Below are 16,945 nucleotides of genomic sequence, written 5' to 3' on the forward strand. Positions count from 1 at the left end.
TAGGAGATCGTTATGAAAAAGTATTATTTTATCATTGCCTTGTGGTCTGTCAGCCTTCTTTCTAGCTGTCAGAAACAAATTATCAACCAACAGGACGTAGCCGACGAAAATACAAGTTTTATCGAATCAATCAATCCCTTTCCAGGGAAGGTGGTTTATGAGGTGACAGATCCGCTCAATGCCTATACGGCTCAATCCCCCAGTATCCTGGTCTTGCCAAATGGGAATTACCTGGTTTCTTGCTTTTATCATGGCGGAACGGATATTTATATTTCCAAAAACAACGGGTCGACTTGGGAGCTTCAGTCCCGGGTATCTCCGTCTAACTTTGCGACACTGTTTGAGCATAAGGAAGATGTGTACCTTATGGGGACATCGAAAGGCGGTAGAGGGGATATAGCCATTTACAAATCTACAGATGAGGGTCAGACTTGGTCTACGCCTACCGATGAGAATAATGGGCTGTTATTTGAAGGGATGTTTCATACTGCACCTGTTCCGGTGGTAAAGCACAACGGAAAAATATGGCGGGCTTACGAAGAAATTTTTGATTCAGCAGACAATCGGGATTTCTACGCCTTTGCGGTGTGTGCGGATGGGGATGCAGATCTGTTAAAGGCATCCAGTTGGCAGTGTACGAATAGTGTCTTTTTCGAGCACGAATGGATAAATGCCAAACGACCTAATTGGTTAGAGGGAAATATTGTTGTTACACCGGAAGGGAATTTGATCAATTTTATGCGTTTGGAGACGTGGCCGGGCGCCGGTATAGACTACGAGATTGAGGGACCGGCCAGTGGTAAGCCGCGGCATGAGATTGCCGCATTTCTGGATATCGATACGGTAAGCATGACCGCGGAATTCAACAACGAACCCCGTAATTACATCCATTTTCCCGGTGCCGAAAGCAAATTTACCATCCGTTACGATTCTATATCCCAGCAGTATTGGACCATCACAAATAAAATAAGTACGTTTATTAATACCACGGGGACGCACGATTTGAGTACACACCAGCGGAATGTTTTGGTTCTCATGCAATCAAGTGATTTGGTGAACTGGGAAATTAAGCAAAAAGTACTTCGATGGAACGAGGGTGCTCCATTGAAAACATGGGATGCTTTCGGTTTTCAGTATGTGGATTGGCAGTTTGATGGGACCGATATTGTCTTTGTAAGCCGCACCTCTTGGTACGGACATCGGTTTCACGACGCGAACATGATTACTTTTCACCGGATAGAGAACTTCCGAAATACGAGCGGTCAAGTACCGGATGATTTAATACAATATACGCAACACCCTACACTCTTTAATTTACCTGTAGCTGATCTTACTGATGGGAACGGGGAATACGAGGGGTTTGATGTTGCTATCTCTGTAGGGGACGGGATTGACATCACGGATGGTAAAATAACCTTAGCAGACGGAGGTCCTGTGTCCATGGATGAAGCAGCAGCAGTGGCAGCCAATCGTTACTTCGATATCGCTATAACAAGCGATAGCGTAGAAAACTTTTCGTTGGAAACGATTGATTTTACGACTACCGCCAATACGCGAAATTTTCGGCTGAAATGGTTGTACAGTACAGATGGTAGCACCTTTCTGCCGATAACCAACTATACCGTATTTGTTGATAATGGGACACATCTGAATCTAGCAGCCCCATTGTACCTACCCATATATACAGCGCTAAATAATATCCCCGCCGATACCGGTGCGGTATTGCGTTGTGTAATTGTGCGAGGAAACAGCACCCCCACACATTATATGCAATTTGATAATGAGATTACTTTTGGCGGTAGAGGTTTATAAAAGAGGATTTTAATGAAAATAAAAAACGCAGTACTTGGTTTGTTATTGGTTGCATGCAATATACTGTATGTTGGTTTGAGTTTTGGACAGATTTCCAATCCTTTTCCAGGTACGGTAGTCTTTGAATCCAAGGATGAACCGATCAAAAAGAAAGTTGCCTCTCCCGGGATTGTTATATTATCAAATGGAAACTATTTGATTTCCCATGATTTTGATCGAGGGACAAGTATTCATGTATCTAAAAATAAAGGAAAGACGTGGAAACAGCTTTCTAAGGTTTCTCCTTTAATCTGGGCCAATATATTTGAACATAAAGGCGATGTTTATCTCATGGGAACAACAAAAGGCTGGGGCGATATTGTTATTTACAAATCGCGGGATAATGGTAAAACATGGTCTGTACCTGTTGATGAACATACGGGGATCTTAGCGCAAGGGTTATTCCATACAGGACCAGTACCTATCGTAAAGCACCGAGGAAAAATTTGGAGAGCCTACGAAGAGGCCTTCGATCCCGAAAACAGAAGAGATTTTCATGCTTTGGCCATCGCCGCAGATGAAGATGCCGATTTATTAAAAGCTTCCAGTTGGAAGCGAACAAATAGCATCCGTTTTGAAGAAAAGTGGTTGAATGCGAAACGCCCAAATTGGTTGGAAGGTAACTTGGTTGTAACACCGGACGGCAAGCTAGTCGATTTTATGCGATTGGAAACATGGACAGGGAAGGGGGTTGAATATGAAATAGAAGGAGCTGCCGAAGGCAAAACGCGGAATGAGATTGCGGCGATTATCGACATTGACGACAAAAACGTGAAAATGGAGTTTAGAAACGAGCGTCGTAACTTTGTCCATTTTCCGGGAGCAGAAACAAAATTTACTATCCGATACGATTCTGTCTCAAAGCAATATTGGACAATTACGAATAAAATTTCGTCGTTCAAGGATACCGAAGAAACCTATAATGGTAACTGGCATCAACGAAATGTCTTGATATTGATGAGTTCCAAAGATTTACATCATTGGGAAATAAGGAAAAAAATATTACGATACAATGAAGGCGCTCATCTACGGACATGGGATACGTTTGGTTTTCAATATATTGATTGGGTTTTCGATGATAGGGATATTATTTTTGCAAGCCGCACATCTTGGTATGGCTTTCGTTATCATGATGCCAATATGATTACATTTCATCGGGTGGAAGATTTTAGGAACAGCTCTGCCGAGGAAGAACCGGAGGATTTAAAAAAATATACGGAACACCCTCAACTGATTGATGTTCCCGTAGGCCAGCTATCTGAAGCTAATTTTGTACATGAGGATTTTGATTTCAGCATTCACGTAGGAAAAGGATTAAAGCAGTCGTCTCCAGGGACATTTGACATTGTTGATCCCAAGAGAGTGGCCCGAAACTTTACGCAGACACTGAAATGGGAAAGATACTTTGATATCAAGCTATTGAGTGCTAAAAGGAAGAACTTTTCATTGGAAACGTTAGGATATACGCCAGTTACAGATGGTAACGATGTCAAGTTAAAATGGGAGTATAGCATAGATGGAAAAAAATTCTTTCCGATTACGAATTACTATATTCCCGTGGAAAACGGGCCCGATGAAAGCGCGCCGGAACCTGCTTTGTTTTTGCAGGTATATCGGATGTTAAATAATATACAAGGGAACACGGGTGTGACGATACGATGCCACGTAATTAATATGAAAAATACACCTGCTTATCTAAAGTTTAATCATGCTATACAGTTTGGAGGAAGAAAACTATAAATTAAATAAATGATGCGCAAACAAATCAATACAGCTTTTTTATTGGTAGCGATCCTATTCACAGCTTTTAATCAAGCTGTTGGTCAGGTTGCCCTACCATCTATATTTTCGGATCACATGGTACTTCAGCGGAATGCGGAGGTTAAAATATGGGGTTGGGGAGGAAGAGGAAATCAACTCTGGATTTTACCCGGTTGGTCCAAGGATACCGTTAAGGTAACTTGTGACGGAAATGCCCGATGGTCGGCTACGTTGAAAACACCCGAAGCCGGAGGTCCTTACGAAATCAAATTCGTAAATCGGCGGATGACGACTTCGCTGAAAGATATTTTAATTGGTGAGGTTTGGCTTTGTTCCGGGCAATCAAATATGGAATGGGGTGCCCAAAATAAACACCAAGAAATGTTGGATGAGCTTACTAAACCTACAAATAATAATATTAGGCTATTGCATGTGAATCGGACAGGATCGGACACACCTCAAGAGAACTTTATCAATACCTGGGAAAAAGCTTCCAACGAACGGTTGCAAGAATTTAGCGCAATCGGCTACTTTTTGGCTCAAAAATTAAACGAAGAACTGGATGTTCCCATTGGAATCATCAGTGCCAATATAGGCGGAACGAATGCAGAGGTATGGATACCTAAAGAAGCGGTAGAATCTGATCCAGTTCTGCTTGCCGATGCGCAAACCTATCTTCCTCACCGTTCGCGACCCACGACCATAGGGGCCTCTTGGAATAGTATGTTAAATCCATTGAAAGGGTTTAATATTGCCGGATTCTGTTGGTACCAAGGAGAGGCGAATGTTAGCAACTATCAGAATTACGGTAAGTTGATGAATGTGTTGGTGGATTCTTGGAGGGAAGAATGGGGGCAGGAGTTCCCGTTTTACTATGTGCAAATTGCTCCACATCCCTATAAGCAATCGACCAATGTTGAGCAAAAAGCAGCATTGCTAAGAGAACAACAGGCGATACTCTTGAAACAGCCAAAAACAGGTATGGTTGTGGTATCTGATTTAGTTCCCGATGTAAAAAATATTCATCCGCCCTATAAAAGAGAAGTGGCGAATCGTTTAGCGGATATAGCACTAGTGGAGGTTTACGGGAAAAAGAAGCAAGATTATAAATCTCCTGTATATCGGTCGCATACGGTCAGAGGTAACGAGGTAATTGTGGAGTTTGATTACGTTGAGAATGGATTGATGGTGAAGGGGAACACGATTAAAGAGCTGTTCATCGCGGGAGAAGACAATGTCTACAAAGTCGCGGACGCAAAAATCGAAGGAAACAAGTTGATTATTTCAAATGCTACGGTTGAAAAACCAAGATCTGTTACGTTTTCTTTTTCAGATGTTGCTATAGGAAATCTGTTTAATAAAAAAGGATTGCCCGTTGCACCGTTTCGTATAGAAATTTAAATACATAAAGTCATGTCAAAAATTGTTCTACTTTTTTGTTTTTTAATTTCTTTTGGCGTCCGTTCTCAAACGTCTTTCCTCGAAAGTGGCCTACCCATCCGAAACGAAGATAAAAAAGGGTATGGCAGGATGTCTCTTCCTTTTTATAATGGGTATCTCATGGGGCTAGCGGCTGTACAGAGTGAAAGACCTATCGACCTCTTTTTACAAGGGACGAACGGGAGTTTGGGTGTTATTTATTATTATGCTTTCAAGAAATTCTCGGACGATGGAATCCCTGTTTATGAGAATCCGTTGGAAATAGATGCCCCTTATGATGGTAAAAACAAAGAGAGAGGTGTTGTATTTCAGCATAGCAATGGAATAATATATGGCTTTTGGAAGTATGGTAAAACCATTCGTTATGCCGAATTTGATAAATCTTCCATGACATTCACACCAAAAGGTGAAATTAATGTGGTCGGTGCGGGGTTTTCTGATTTTGGGATAGTCGAATTACCGGATAAAAGATTGCTCTTTCTTGCCGGTAGAAGGGAAGAAGGTATATTTTCTAATGGCGCACCACATCCACACAAAATAGCCTACAATGCAGAAGGTTTTTGGCCCTATGAAATCCCTAGAATGGGTGTTTTGGCAGGTGTGATGAACCAGATCGAAGATAAGGAAGTAAAGATAGAACAGTTTACATCATTGGATCAGGTCTATTATGCATTTGAGGGTTTTGTCGGAACAGAGATCGAAGATAAATTTTACATTGTCAGCGGCACACGTTTGGGAAATATCCAAGGGTACGAATGGAACCGTAAAACGAATAAGCTGGATGTCAAAAGATACGTGGTGGATCCGGATAATATTATTCAGCGCAACCCCAATGTACATGCTTATGTAGGATATTTTAAATACGACGATACCCATCAAGGAATCTTCACCGTAGGTGAAGGAGGAATCTATTACTATGCCAGCCAGAATAAAATTAACGATAAAGGGAATTTGGTATTTGGTAAACCGCAACATCTTTTGCAATTAAACCCCGATTTGTATGCCGGTTCGTTGGTCAATCCACAGGTAGTCGATTGGAACAACGATGGTGCCCTTGATTTAATTGTTGGAAATTCCATGGGGTTTATTTTTTATTTTCAAAACGAGGGTACAAATGAAAATCCGAGATATGGAGATCCTGCATATTTAAAGGCAAATAATGAAATTATTCATATCCAACCTGGATATCGGGAAGATATACAAGGGCCTGGTGAGGCAAGATGGGGATACGTCAGTCCTACGGTGTTTGACTGGGACGGTGATGGTAAGCTTGACATACTGACGGGTGACAGTCGGGGTAAGTTTATGTTTTACAAGAATATTGGAACGGCAGATAAACCTATTCTGGCATTCGAGAAGCCATTGTATTTGGAAGGAATGGATTTATATGGTACTTGGCGTGTAAAACCGGGTGTAGCGAGATTTGGCGATAAAGTAGCTTATATTATTTTTGACAGAGACGATGAATTACATCTCTATTGGCAGCTGGATACTTACAACGTAGCAGATGGAGGAAAATTAATGATAGCAGATAAGCCTATCCGGGGAAATAAGTTTGGTGGAGGGACGGTTGGTCGCGGTAAAATAGAAATTGTGGATTGGGACGAAGACGGCGTTCATGACTTATTGATCGGCACATACGGTAAACAATCCATTCCGGATACGTCTTCTCGCAGCTTACCAATAAATATGAAGCCCAAAAGAGGATCAACCGTTTTGTTTCTAAAAAACGTTGGAACAAATGAAAAACCAGCATATGATTTTCCTAAAGTATTGAAACATAACGGGGTAAATATATCGCTCGGCGGGCATTCGTGTACACCGTCGGTAGGGAATATTGGTGGAAATCATCACAATTTAGTGATCGGTGTAGAAACAGGTCGGATTATATTTTATAATCGAGAAAATCTATCGTATTAGCACACAAGAAACGAACTTTAGCAACTTTAGAAAAAAATAAATTTTTAATCTTCTTAGAAAACGGATACATTTAATCCTGTTATAAACTTATGTTCTATTGAATACATCGATTACAGATAAGGAACTTTTTGATTTGCTGAAAACCGGCGATCAATCGGCGTTAGAACAAATCTACAACAGATATCACGGGGTGTTATACAGCCATGCATATCGTAGATTGCCAGATAGGGAGGAGGTACGGGATATCGTACATGAACTGTTTATCTATCTTTGGAAGAATCGAGAAACGTTAACCATTACCTCCAGTTTATCGGCTTATTTGTATACCGCTGTTCGAAGTCGGGTGCTCAACGTTTTTCGAAATAAGAAAGTCCAAGATGTATATATGCAATCTTTACAAGATTTTATGGACTCAGGACAGGATCTTGTGGAGGAAAAGATACGAGAAAAGGAATTGATTCATCTGATAGAGCAAGAAGTGGCGTCGCTCCCTCCGCAGATGCGCTTGATTTTTGAAATGAGTCGGTTTCAGGAGAAATCCCATAAGGAAATAGCTGCCGAATTGGACATAAGCCCACAAACTGTCCGCACACAAGTTAGAAATGCCCTTCGAATATTAAGAGTGAAATTAGGAACAAATATTTTTATGTTGTTTTTTTAAATACTCCATATCTTTATTATAAAAAATGAATTAGCGCCTCAAATATAGGGAGAGGTTCTTTTTAAAAGGGGGGCTATTTGGGTCAACTTTTCCGCCAATACCGGATAGTTGTGACCCGATTAGCCCCCTTGTCTTTATTTTTGTTTAAAAAACGGCGTTTCCGATAGATAAAAGGATATTTTGCGGTGAGTATTTACTTACCGTTGTGCATCAACAACGGCTCATTGTGCATCAACAACGAATCAAATGTATTTACCAATATGCTGGAGGTGATGTGTTTTGGTTCATTGGACTGGTACACTGAGTTACGGGTAATGACAGCTGGACGACAGCACAGGTGCATCGGGTCATCGCTGATGTAATCCGTATCATTGGTGATGTCCATAAACTTGTTGGTGTGTATCGTTACGGCGTTGTTCTATTCATATGCCACTATGGTATAGCGCAATGGGTCAAAAGTGGTGTGCGTTGAGCCATTGATCCTGCTATATCAGACAGGACACATGTAAGCAGAGAGAATGATCTTTACCAGCGTCGACTAAAGCAATCGTTTCAATTGCATGCTCTCCCGGTGTTGTAGTGGGCTTATATAAAGCGTTTGATAAAAAGGCGTTTGAAGTTATCTTACACACCTTATACCCCCTCCCCCTTACTTCCGTGTCTTACTTATAAACAGCAATAGTTTTAACCAGGAATAAACTTTAATGAAACGAGCGGAAGAACTAATAGAGAAGTATAATTTGGGTACAGCCACACCGGAAGAAAAAGCGATTGTGGAGAGCTGGTATCTGAAATATAAAACACCCCCATCTGATCTGAAACCTGCAGATTTGGTTGAAGAGCACAGACTGGGTTTGGAAAAACTCCAGCATTCCTTACGGGAAAAGAAAATTATAAAATTTAAGTTGCCTATCTCTGTCGCAGCATGTTTACTGTTGTTTATAGGAATAGGCTGGTTTTTTATGAATTCAAAGAGCAAGTGGGAACAGGAGCAGTTTATGTCTAATAATTTGTTGCCCGAAACCAATTCCGTTATCCTGACATTAGCTAATGGTAAGAAAGTTACGATAGCAGAGGGTAATACTGGAGAAATTGTTGCTGACGATAATTTCAGTATAAGCCAAACTGCTGATGGACAACTTGTTTACACTATCACCGATAATGGGAAGGGAGAGAGGCCAACGGAAGTTGCTTATAATACCATTGAAACGCCTAAAGGAAATCAATATAAGATTGTATTGCCCGATGGTAGTCATGTTTTTTTAAGCGCTGCTTCGAAACTACGCTATCCCGTGCGTTTTTCAGAAAAAGAAAGGCGGGTGGAGCTCGTTGGACAGGCCCATTTTGAAATTGTTCCAGCTTATTCATCATCAAAAAGACCCCATTTATCCCGTTCCACTAAAATACCCTTTATCGTAAAGGCAGGGAATCAAGAGGTGGAAGTGCTCGGTACGCAGTTTAATGTGAATGCTTACGAGGATGATGAGACGATGGAAACAGCGTTGATAGAAGGATCGGTAAAAGTATCTATAACAGGAACGGACGCAGAAGTGCTCTTAAAGCCCGGTCAAAAGGCAATTAATGGTCTGCATACAGCACAACTGAAGGTAGAAGAGTTTGATGTGGCCGATTTGAAGGCTTGGAAAGAAGGGTATTTTATTTTTAATAATGAAAATATAAAAGACATTATGAAGAAGCTTGCTAGGTGGTACGGTTTCGAGGTGGAATACATGGGGAATATGACCGATGTTGCGTTTCAAGGGAACTATCTGCGGACGCGGGATGTAAAGCATTTATTAAAGACATTGGAAATGGCGAACAGCCTTCAATTTGAGATTATAGATAAAAACGGGGAAAGGAGGATCATCGTTCACAGAAAGAACCTGTAGTAAATCTAAAAATGAACCTTCATATGAAGAACAGAAGTGTTGCGAGCACTCCTGTTCCCATACTAGCAAATGCTTAGAAAGGATTAATCAACAAAGAGTCAATAACGTCAAAAAATCCTAATTCAAATGTATAAAAAAACTACCGTATGGCAATGCGGTCTATCTCATTGTTTTCTAAAAAAACTAATCATTATGAAGCTTAGTTTTATTCTTCTGATAGTGACTTTCTTTCAGGCAAATGCAATGACATTTGCACAGAAAGTGAGTATGAAAGTTACGAAAGCACCCCTTAACACGGTGTTTTACGAGTTCTCTAAACAGACCGGCTATAACTTTGTGGCAGATGCCAACTTGTCTAAGAAAATCCGTACGGTTTCTGTTGACCTACGGGATGTCGCATTAAAAGAAGCCATTGAAAAGTGTTTTGCCGGAATCGCCGTTGATATGGTGCTTAATGAGGAGCATAAGACGGTGTTCATTAAGGAGGTGCCGAGAGCGAAAACGGAGAAGCGGAGGGTAGAAGCAAAAGAGGTGCAGCAACATAGTGTCTCCGGTACTGTACGCACCCCTGACAACCAACCAATGCAAGGTGTCAGTATCGGAGTGCGAAATAAATCGACCAGTACCGTTACGGATACGCAAGGGAATTACAATATAGCTGTCAGCCCGGGGGATACGCTTTCTTATTCTTTTGTTGGTTATACGACACAACTGCAACCAGTCCGAAATCGGGAGCATGTAGATGTGGTGTTGCAACCTATGGAGGAAGCTATCGATGATGTGGTGGTCATCGGATATGGTACCGCTCGACGAAGTGATATTACAGGAGCTGTCAGCAGTTTAGGAGAGAAAGATTTCAATAAAGGGGTAAACACCTCGCCAGAACAACTATTAGCAGGCAAGGTAGCTGGTGTTCAGGTTGTGCAAAGCAGCGGTGAGCCGGGAGGAGGAATTTCGGTGAACGTCAGAGGGACGGGTTCCATCAACGCAGGCAATTCTCCACTATATGTTGTCGATGGATTCCCTATTGATAACTCCGTGACTGTAAACGGTACCGGAGCTAACTTTACAGGGATGCGATCAGCCAGAAATCCGTTAAATGCGATTAATCCCAATGATATTGCTTCTATTGAAGTTCTGAAAGATGCTTCGGCAACAGCTATTTACGGATCTCGAGGAGCGAACGGTGTGGTGTTGATTACGACCAAACGTGGAAAATCAGACGGCCTAAAAGTAGATTATGATGTTTATTATGGTATTCAGAATGTACAACGCGACATAGACATCCTAAATACCGGGCAATATCGTGATGTTATTAACGGGATTATTGATGCAGGAGGTGGCACACCCGATCAACGAGTTGAAAATACCGAGCATTCTACAGATTGGCTAGGGTTGATGTATCATAAAAATGCACCGGTTCAGAACCATAACTTATCGTTTTCAGGAGGCAATGAGCGTACGAAATACCATACCTCACTAAACTATTATGATCAAGATGGTTTGTTGATCAATTCAGATAACAAACGCTATAGTGCTCGGTTAAATTTAGAGCATACAGGTTCCAATTTTAAATTTGGAGCCAACATGACAAGCTCTTATATAAAGGATAATTATGTGGCGAACGGTATGGATTTAAATGAGCGAGCCGGTATTATCTATGCGGCAATTGCGTATAATCCCACTCTTCCTGTGTACGATGCCAACGGCATATATACGCTCTCTCCTGATATGAATATTGATAACCCATTGGCTATCGCAAATGGTAAGACCTCTCAGTCTAATTTGTATAGAACGCTTGGAACCGTTTATGGGGAGATTAATTTTTTGAATGATTTTACTGCAAAATTGAATATCGGTGCTGATATTTCGAATCAAAGAAGGGATACATACGTCGATAGACAGACGATAGAAGGGCGATCTAATGAAGGTATTGCCAGTATTTTAGAAGGTTCGCGTACCAGTTACCTGAGTGAGTTTACGGTAGGTTATAAAAAGAAAATGGATATACACGATTTGAATGTAATCCTAGGTGTTACGGGTCAACAGTTTAACTATCTTTCGTCTTCTTCCCAAGGAAGTGGATTTTCTTCTGATGCGACCAAAACCGATAACATGGGGTTAGCCGATCCGACTAAATTTATCGTCGGTAGTTCCCGAACTAGAAATAGCCTGTTGTCTTACTTAGGTAGAGCCAATTATAATTTAATGGATAAATACTTACTGACGGCTTCTTTACGGATTGACGGTTCCTCTCGATTTGGAGAAAATAATCGATTTGGTGTTTTCCCATCGTTTGCATTTGGTTGGAAACTGGATCAAGAGGAGTTTATCCAAAATATGGATGTTTTTAATACACTTAAGCTGAGAAGTAGCTGGGGGCGAACCGGAAATCAGGAAATCGGTAACTATCAGTCGATGTCGACTTATGCTACAGGACAAAAGGCTGTTATTGGAGAAATTCAGGTCAGTACAACAACACCTAGCCGGATAGCGAATCCGGATTTGAAATGGGAAACGTCAGAACAGCTGAATTTTGGATTGGATTTCGGATTCTTACAAAACCGTATATCGGGCAGTATCGATTGGTTTTACAAAGATACCAAAGATATGTTGTTGAACTTGGCGGTACCGCGGACAACCGGGTTTTCGACCATGATGACGAATGTCGGTGCAGTGAGAAATAAGGGCGTAGAACTGATGCTGAATTCGCAGAATACAACAGGAGCCGTATTATGGGAAAGTACCTTGAATTTTGCTTGGTTGAAGAATGAGGTAAGAGACCTCGGTTCCAATACAATTATTTACTCCGGGGCTGCAGGTGGCGTGTCTAATATTTCCGTAATCGAGGTGGGATTGCCCATGTATTCTTTTTTTGGCTACCAAATCGATGGCATATGGCAAGCTACAGACGATTTTTCGGTAACGAACGATCCGGTTGCTGCAGGTGATTTCAAATATCGGGATATCAATGGCGATGGTGTTGTGAATGCAGACGATCGTGTCGTACTGGGAAATTCTTTTCCAAAATATACCGCCTCCCTAACGAATAATATCGATTATAAGAACTTTAACTTGAATATTTTTATGGATGGTGTGTTCGGCGTAGATATGTTGAACAATAACTTAGTTGATACGTATTTTCCGGCTAACCTCAAAAGGAATAGATTGGCGGAACCTATGCTGAATAGGTGGACGGAAGATAACCCTTCGACCGTATATCCTTCTTTTGTTAACCCGAACGGACAAGGAAAGAAAGAAGTGAACTCTTATACGGTAGAGGATGCTAGTTTTATCCGTCTAAATACAGTGAAGCTTGGATACACGTTTTCGCTAACAAATACGAGATATGTGAAAGGGGTAAATCTCTTTTTGGTCGGACAGAATCTCGCTATGATTACAAAATATACAGGCTACGATCCGTCAATAAATCCAAATGGTAGTGGTGCTCGTATTGATTGGAACGCTTATCCTACTGCTCGTACGTTTATGTTTGGTGTCAATTTAAGTCTATAGTTATGAAAAGGAATATAAGAAAAAGTTATTTTATCGCTATTCTATCCGCTGCAATATGCTTCTCTTCCTGTTCAGGTTTTCTGGAAGAAGAGGTGTTTTCTCAGCTTTCTCCAACAAATTACCTAAAAACAAAAGAGGGACTAACGTCGGTATTGTATGAAGGATATGCAAAAGCAGCTAATATGAATAGCAATAATTCTATTTATGTATTAGGACCACAAGAATTCTCTACAGATATTCTCTACCAGAGCGGCGATAATGTGGAGGCAACCATAAAAAACCATCGGGATTTTAACTGGGATCCAACGATGGATTTTCTGATTCAGAACTGGGATTCACCTTATCAATGTATCCGGAATGCGAATATTGTTCTGGAAAGCTTAGAAGGCTCTGATTTATCGGCGGAGGATAGAGTGTTGTATGAAGCGGAGGCTAAATTCTTACGGGCAATTTCCTATTATAAGCTCTACTTTTTCTTTGGACCGGTGCCGTTGAGAACGTCTACTACGCAAGAGTTAAGTTTGGCAAAGGCATCCGAAGATGAAATCAAAGAATTTATGGAAAGGGAATTGTTGAGTGCTATAGAATCATTGCCTAATCCGGGTAACGAGCCCGAACGATACCGTGCTCATAAAGCTGCAGCAATGGGGTTCCTAATCAAATTTTACCTGAATACCAAGCAATGGCAGAAGGCTGATGACTGGACAGCTGAATTTTTGGAATCTTTTAATTACTCCCTTCATGAGACGTATCAGGATCTCTTTAAGGTGGAGAGCGAAAAGAATAATGAATATATCTGGGTGAGACCAGCAGTGCCTTCGGCAGACAGAGCTACGGCAAATAGTTGGAGCAATGTGTCATTCCCCGATAATTTTAAGTCGGCCCCGGAGATAGGTTTGGCCTTTCGAAGCACTTGGTTAAATTGGCCAAACGAGTTTCGGATTTATGACGAATTCTATAACACCTTTGAAAATGCAGATAAACGCAAGAATCTGATGATTACGAAGTATATTAATAATTCCGATCAAGAGATTCTGCTGGCGGGTAATGATAACATTCGATCATTCAAATATTGGCCGGATGAGAATCATATTGGGGCGGCTCATGGCAACGACATTCCAGAAATTCGCTTGGCAGATATCTACCTTTCGCGTGCGGAAGCGTTAAACGAACTTCAATTTCCGAGTCAAGAAGCTTTGCAGTACGTTAACTTAGTCAGGCAGCGTGCTGGGCTTGATGATCTGGAAAGTAGTGATGTGGCGAGTCAGGATGCGATGAGAGACCGGATCCTGTTAGAAAGGGGGCATGAGTTTTATAATGAAGGGCATCGAAGAATGGATATGATTAGGCATGGAAAATTCATTTCCGATGCGGTGAGAAGAGGGAAGAATGCACGACCACATCATGTCGTATTTCCTATTCCACAGGTGGTGATCGATTCAGATTCGGCGATTGAACAGAATGATAATTTTTAATGAAATAGAGTAATCGCCTATATAGCTATTATCGGCTAATTCTATGTCTTGCAAATAGAAATGTCCAATATATTGCCCTCATTAGATGACAATATATTGGACATTTCTGATAAGTTTTCTGATGAACTTTGCCGACAAATGTCCTATATTTAACTCAGCCAAGGATCTTATGTTCCTTATTTTTCCTCTATAAAATAGCCTTTAATGGCAGAGGATGGTGGAAGCTATACATATAAATCTAAACAATCATGAGAGGGATATCCGTTATTCTATTCTGTAGAAAAAACAGTCAGTTTAATTCAATATAAATTACTTTTTCTTAATAAAGAAGTAATATTGGAATTTTAAGTTTGCGAAGCGATGATGCATGGCTTGGAGCCTACTCATAAATAGTTTATTCTAATGAAGAAAAATACCGGATCGTATGTTGATTTACCCGAGAACGCCTTAATAGACTTAGTAAAGCAGAGCGACCAATATGCGTTTCGGGAATTGTATGATAGGTATAGTGGTAAACTATACGGAAATATACAGCGAATGACCAAATCTAGCGATGTCGCTGACGATATCTTACAGGTGGTGTTCGTCAAAATCTGGGAAAACCGTTTTGTCATAGATACGGACCGATCCTTCAAATCTTTTATTTATCAAATTGCGCAAAATGCTGTTTTTGATAACTTCCGAAAAGAAGCAAGACAGCGGGCATTGGCTTCCGCTACCTCACGGCACCGCGAAGAGTTGGAAAACAGCGAATCCCCTATTGAAAAATGGCTTGGGCAAAAAGAAGATAAGACCGTATTGGAAAATGCTGTTGAAAAGCTTCCGCCCAGAAGAAGAGAGATTTACCAATTATGTAAACTGGAAGGACTCACCTATGATCAAGTGAGCAAAATATTGGGAGTTTCCACCTCGACTATCAATGATCATATTGTTAAAGCATCCAAAACACTAAAGGAATACTTACTACACACGCGGTATTATATCCTGCTTTTGTGTTTCTTTATTTTCTAAGCAAAAAAACACATACTTCTTGTCAATTCCTCTCTGAAAAAATAAAATGCTATAGAGCAGATGAAAGTTTCTTTTCAAACGTAATAGGAGAAAAGAAAGAAAAAAAGATTGGAAAAGAAACCACATACCATCATACATCTGTTTCAAAGATTCCTTCAGAACCGTTGTACTCCCGAGGAGATGAGTCGTCTCTATCATTATTTTGATATAGATGAAAATGAGGAGGTACTGAAAGCAATGATTCTAGAAGAACTGGATAAAGGCATAGGTGTGGAAGAAATAGCCGCACAGCGACAGCACCTATCCCATCTTTTCGATCAGATAAATGAAAAAATTGAGGTAAAGAAAAAGAAACCGTTATATAGACAACTGTTCGCCGGACGATGGACACAGGTGGCAGCAGCGACTCTTCTTGTGACCTTAATCACCGTTTTGTCCTACCGTTATATGAACACGTCACCAAAGGAAATGGTCGCAGAATCCACTGCAGAATATCCGCTTCCCGGTACCGATAAAGCGGTGCTTACCTTATTTAACGGCAAACAAGTAGTCCTAGACGAGGCTAAACAAGATCAAATCCTGAAAGAGTTCGGCGTCACGGTATCGAACACTTCGGAGGGACTGGTGGTATATCAAGTTGATGAATCCACGACGACCACTCGCCATGTCGAAGCGCAGATAAATACCATTAGCACACCGAGAGGTGGGCAGTACCAAATTATACTCGCAGACGGCACCAAGGTTTGGCTGAATGCATCCTCTTCGCTGGAATTTCCAAGCCATTTTTCCAAAAATAGCCGTAAGGTAAAACTTTCGGGAGAGGCGTATTTTGAAGTCGCACACGATTCTTCCAAGCCTTTTTCCGTACAAACCGCTGAAAGTGAAGTGGAAGTTCTGGGAACCTCTTTTAACGTGATGGCCTATCCCGACGAGCATAATAGCCAAATTACGTTGTTGACAGGCTCCGTTAATGTTAAACGAAAAGAAGAAACCCTGCGCCTAAGTCCGGGACAGCAGGCGGAAATAACACGAGACATAGATGCTATTCGTGTTCATGCGGTTGATTTAGAATCTATCGTCGCCTGGAAAAACGGTATATTCCTTTTCGATCAATCCGAGCTCTCGCATATTATGCGGCAGATCGAACGGTGGTATAATGTCGAAGTTGAATATGTCGATAACATTTCTCCCGTGAAGCTGACCGGTATGGTGTCTCGAAAAGATTCATTAACGCTACTCCTCGATATTTTGGAGAGTGCCGGCGGCATATACTTTGATATACAGGAAAATAAGATAATGGTCAAACAATCAAAATAAAAATCTATGTAAAAAGACAAAGTGCTATGAATGAAAAATCCTTCTCGGTTGCCGCCGAGAAGGAAAAAAAGTTCGATCAAATTAAACCGCTGCCATTGCCTGTC

General features: G+C 41.1%; 11 protein-coding genes. 10 read left to right on the forward strand and 1 reads right to left on the reverse strand.

The annotated features are described in order from the left end of the window. The first annotated feature begins 12 nt into the window (after window positions 1-12). The 5 genes from FXV77_RS05880 (at window position 13) to FXV77_RS05900 (ending at window position 7,633) form a co-directional block, all read left to right on the forward strand. Window positions 13-1,812 (forward strand): sialidase family protein, encoded by a 1,800-nt coding sequence (locus tag FXV77_RS05880; protein ID WP_148918271.1) that lies wholly within the window; start codon window positions 13-15, stop codon window positions 1,810-1,812. 12 nt (window positions 1,813-1,824) lie between these two features. Continuing rightward, window positions 1,825-3,591: a sialidase family protein gene (locus tag FXV77_RS05885; protein WP_148918272.1), complete on the forward strand. Its 1,767-nt coding sequence runs from the start codon at window positions 1,825-1,827 to the stop codon at window positions 3,589-3,591. A gap of 9 nt (window positions 3,592-3,600) precedes the next feature. Then, window positions 3,601-5,013 (forward strand): sialate O-acetylesterase, encoded by a 1,413-nt coding sequence (locus tag FXV77_RS05890; protein WP_246162288.1) that lies wholly within the window; start codon window positions 3,601-3,603, stop codon window positions 5,011-5,013. Window positions 5,014-5,025: 12 nt separating this feature from the next. Beyond that, a complete protein-coding gene (locus tag FXV77_RS05895) occupies window positions 5,026-6,972 on the forward strand; it encodes an FG-GAP repeat domain-containing protein (protein WP_148918273.1) in 1,947 nt (648 codons plus the stop codon). Between the two features lie 97 nt (window positions 6,973-7,069). After that, window positions 7,070-7,633 (forward strand): RNA polymerase sigma-70 factor, encoded by a 564-nt coding sequence (locus tag FXV77_RS05900; RefSeq protein ID WP_148918274.1) that lies wholly within the window; start codon window positions 7,070-7,072, stop codon window positions 7,631-7,633. A 193-nt stretch (window positions 7,634-7,826) separates the two neighbouring features. On the opposite strand, the gene FXV77_RS05905 is transcribed toward FXV77_RS05900, so the two are convergent. Continuing rightward, entirely contained in the window at window positions 7,827-8,018 is a 192-nt protein-coding gene (locus tag FXV77_RS05905) for a hypothetical protein (protein ID WP_148918275.1), read from the reverse strand. Between the two features lie 319 nt (window positions 8,019-8,337). On the opposite strand from FXV77_RS05905, the gene FXV77_RS05910 reads away from it, so the two are divergent. From FXV77_RS05910 to FXV77_RS05930, 5 genes are all read left to right on the forward strand, one after another. After that, complete coding sequence (locus tag FXV77_RS05910; RefSeq protein ID WP_148918276.1) at window positions 8,338-9,522, forward strand: FecR family protein; 1,185 nt, start codon at window positions 8,338-8,340, stop codon at window positions 9,520-9,522. A 192-nt stretch (window positions 9,523-9,714) separates the two neighbouring features. Continuing rightward, on the forward strand, window positions 9,715-13,038 hold the full coding sequence (locus tag FXV77_RS05915) for a SusC/RagA family TonB-linked outer membrane protein (RefSeq protein WP_222867717.1): 3,324 nt from the start codon (window positions 9,715-9,717) through the stop codon (window positions 13,036-13,038). 2 nt (window positions 13,039-13,040) lie between these two features. Continuing rightward, window positions 13,041-14,513 carry a RagB/SusD family nutrient uptake outer membrane protein gene (locus FXV77_RS05920; RefSeq protein WP_148918277.1) on the forward strand — a complete coding sequence of 491 codons (1,473 nt, stop codon included), beginning with the start codon at window positions 13,041-13,043 and terminating at the stop codon, window positions 14,511-14,513. Between the two features lie 402 nt (window positions 14,514-14,915). Then, on the forward strand, window positions 14,916-15,524 hold the full coding sequence (locus FXV77_RS05925) for an RNA polymerase sigma factor (RefSeq protein WP_148918278.1): 609 nt from the start codon (window positions 14,916-14,918) through the stop codon (window positions 15,522-15,524). Between the two features lie 108 nt (window positions 15,525-15,632). After that, window positions 15,633-16,841, forward strand: a complete 1,209-nt coding sequence (locus FXV77_RS05930; protein ID WP_148918279.1) for a FecR family protein — start codon at window positions 15,633-15,635, stop codon at window positions 16,839-16,841. Window positions 16,842-16,945 lie beyond the last annotated feature (104 nt).

The sequence above is a fragment of the Sphingobacterium phlebotomi genome (assembly GCF_008180195.1).
In the GTDB taxonomy this organism is placed as follows: Bacteria; Bacteroidota; Bacteroidia; order Sphingobacteriales; family Sphingobacteriaceae; genus Sphingobacterium; species Sphingobacterium phlebotomi.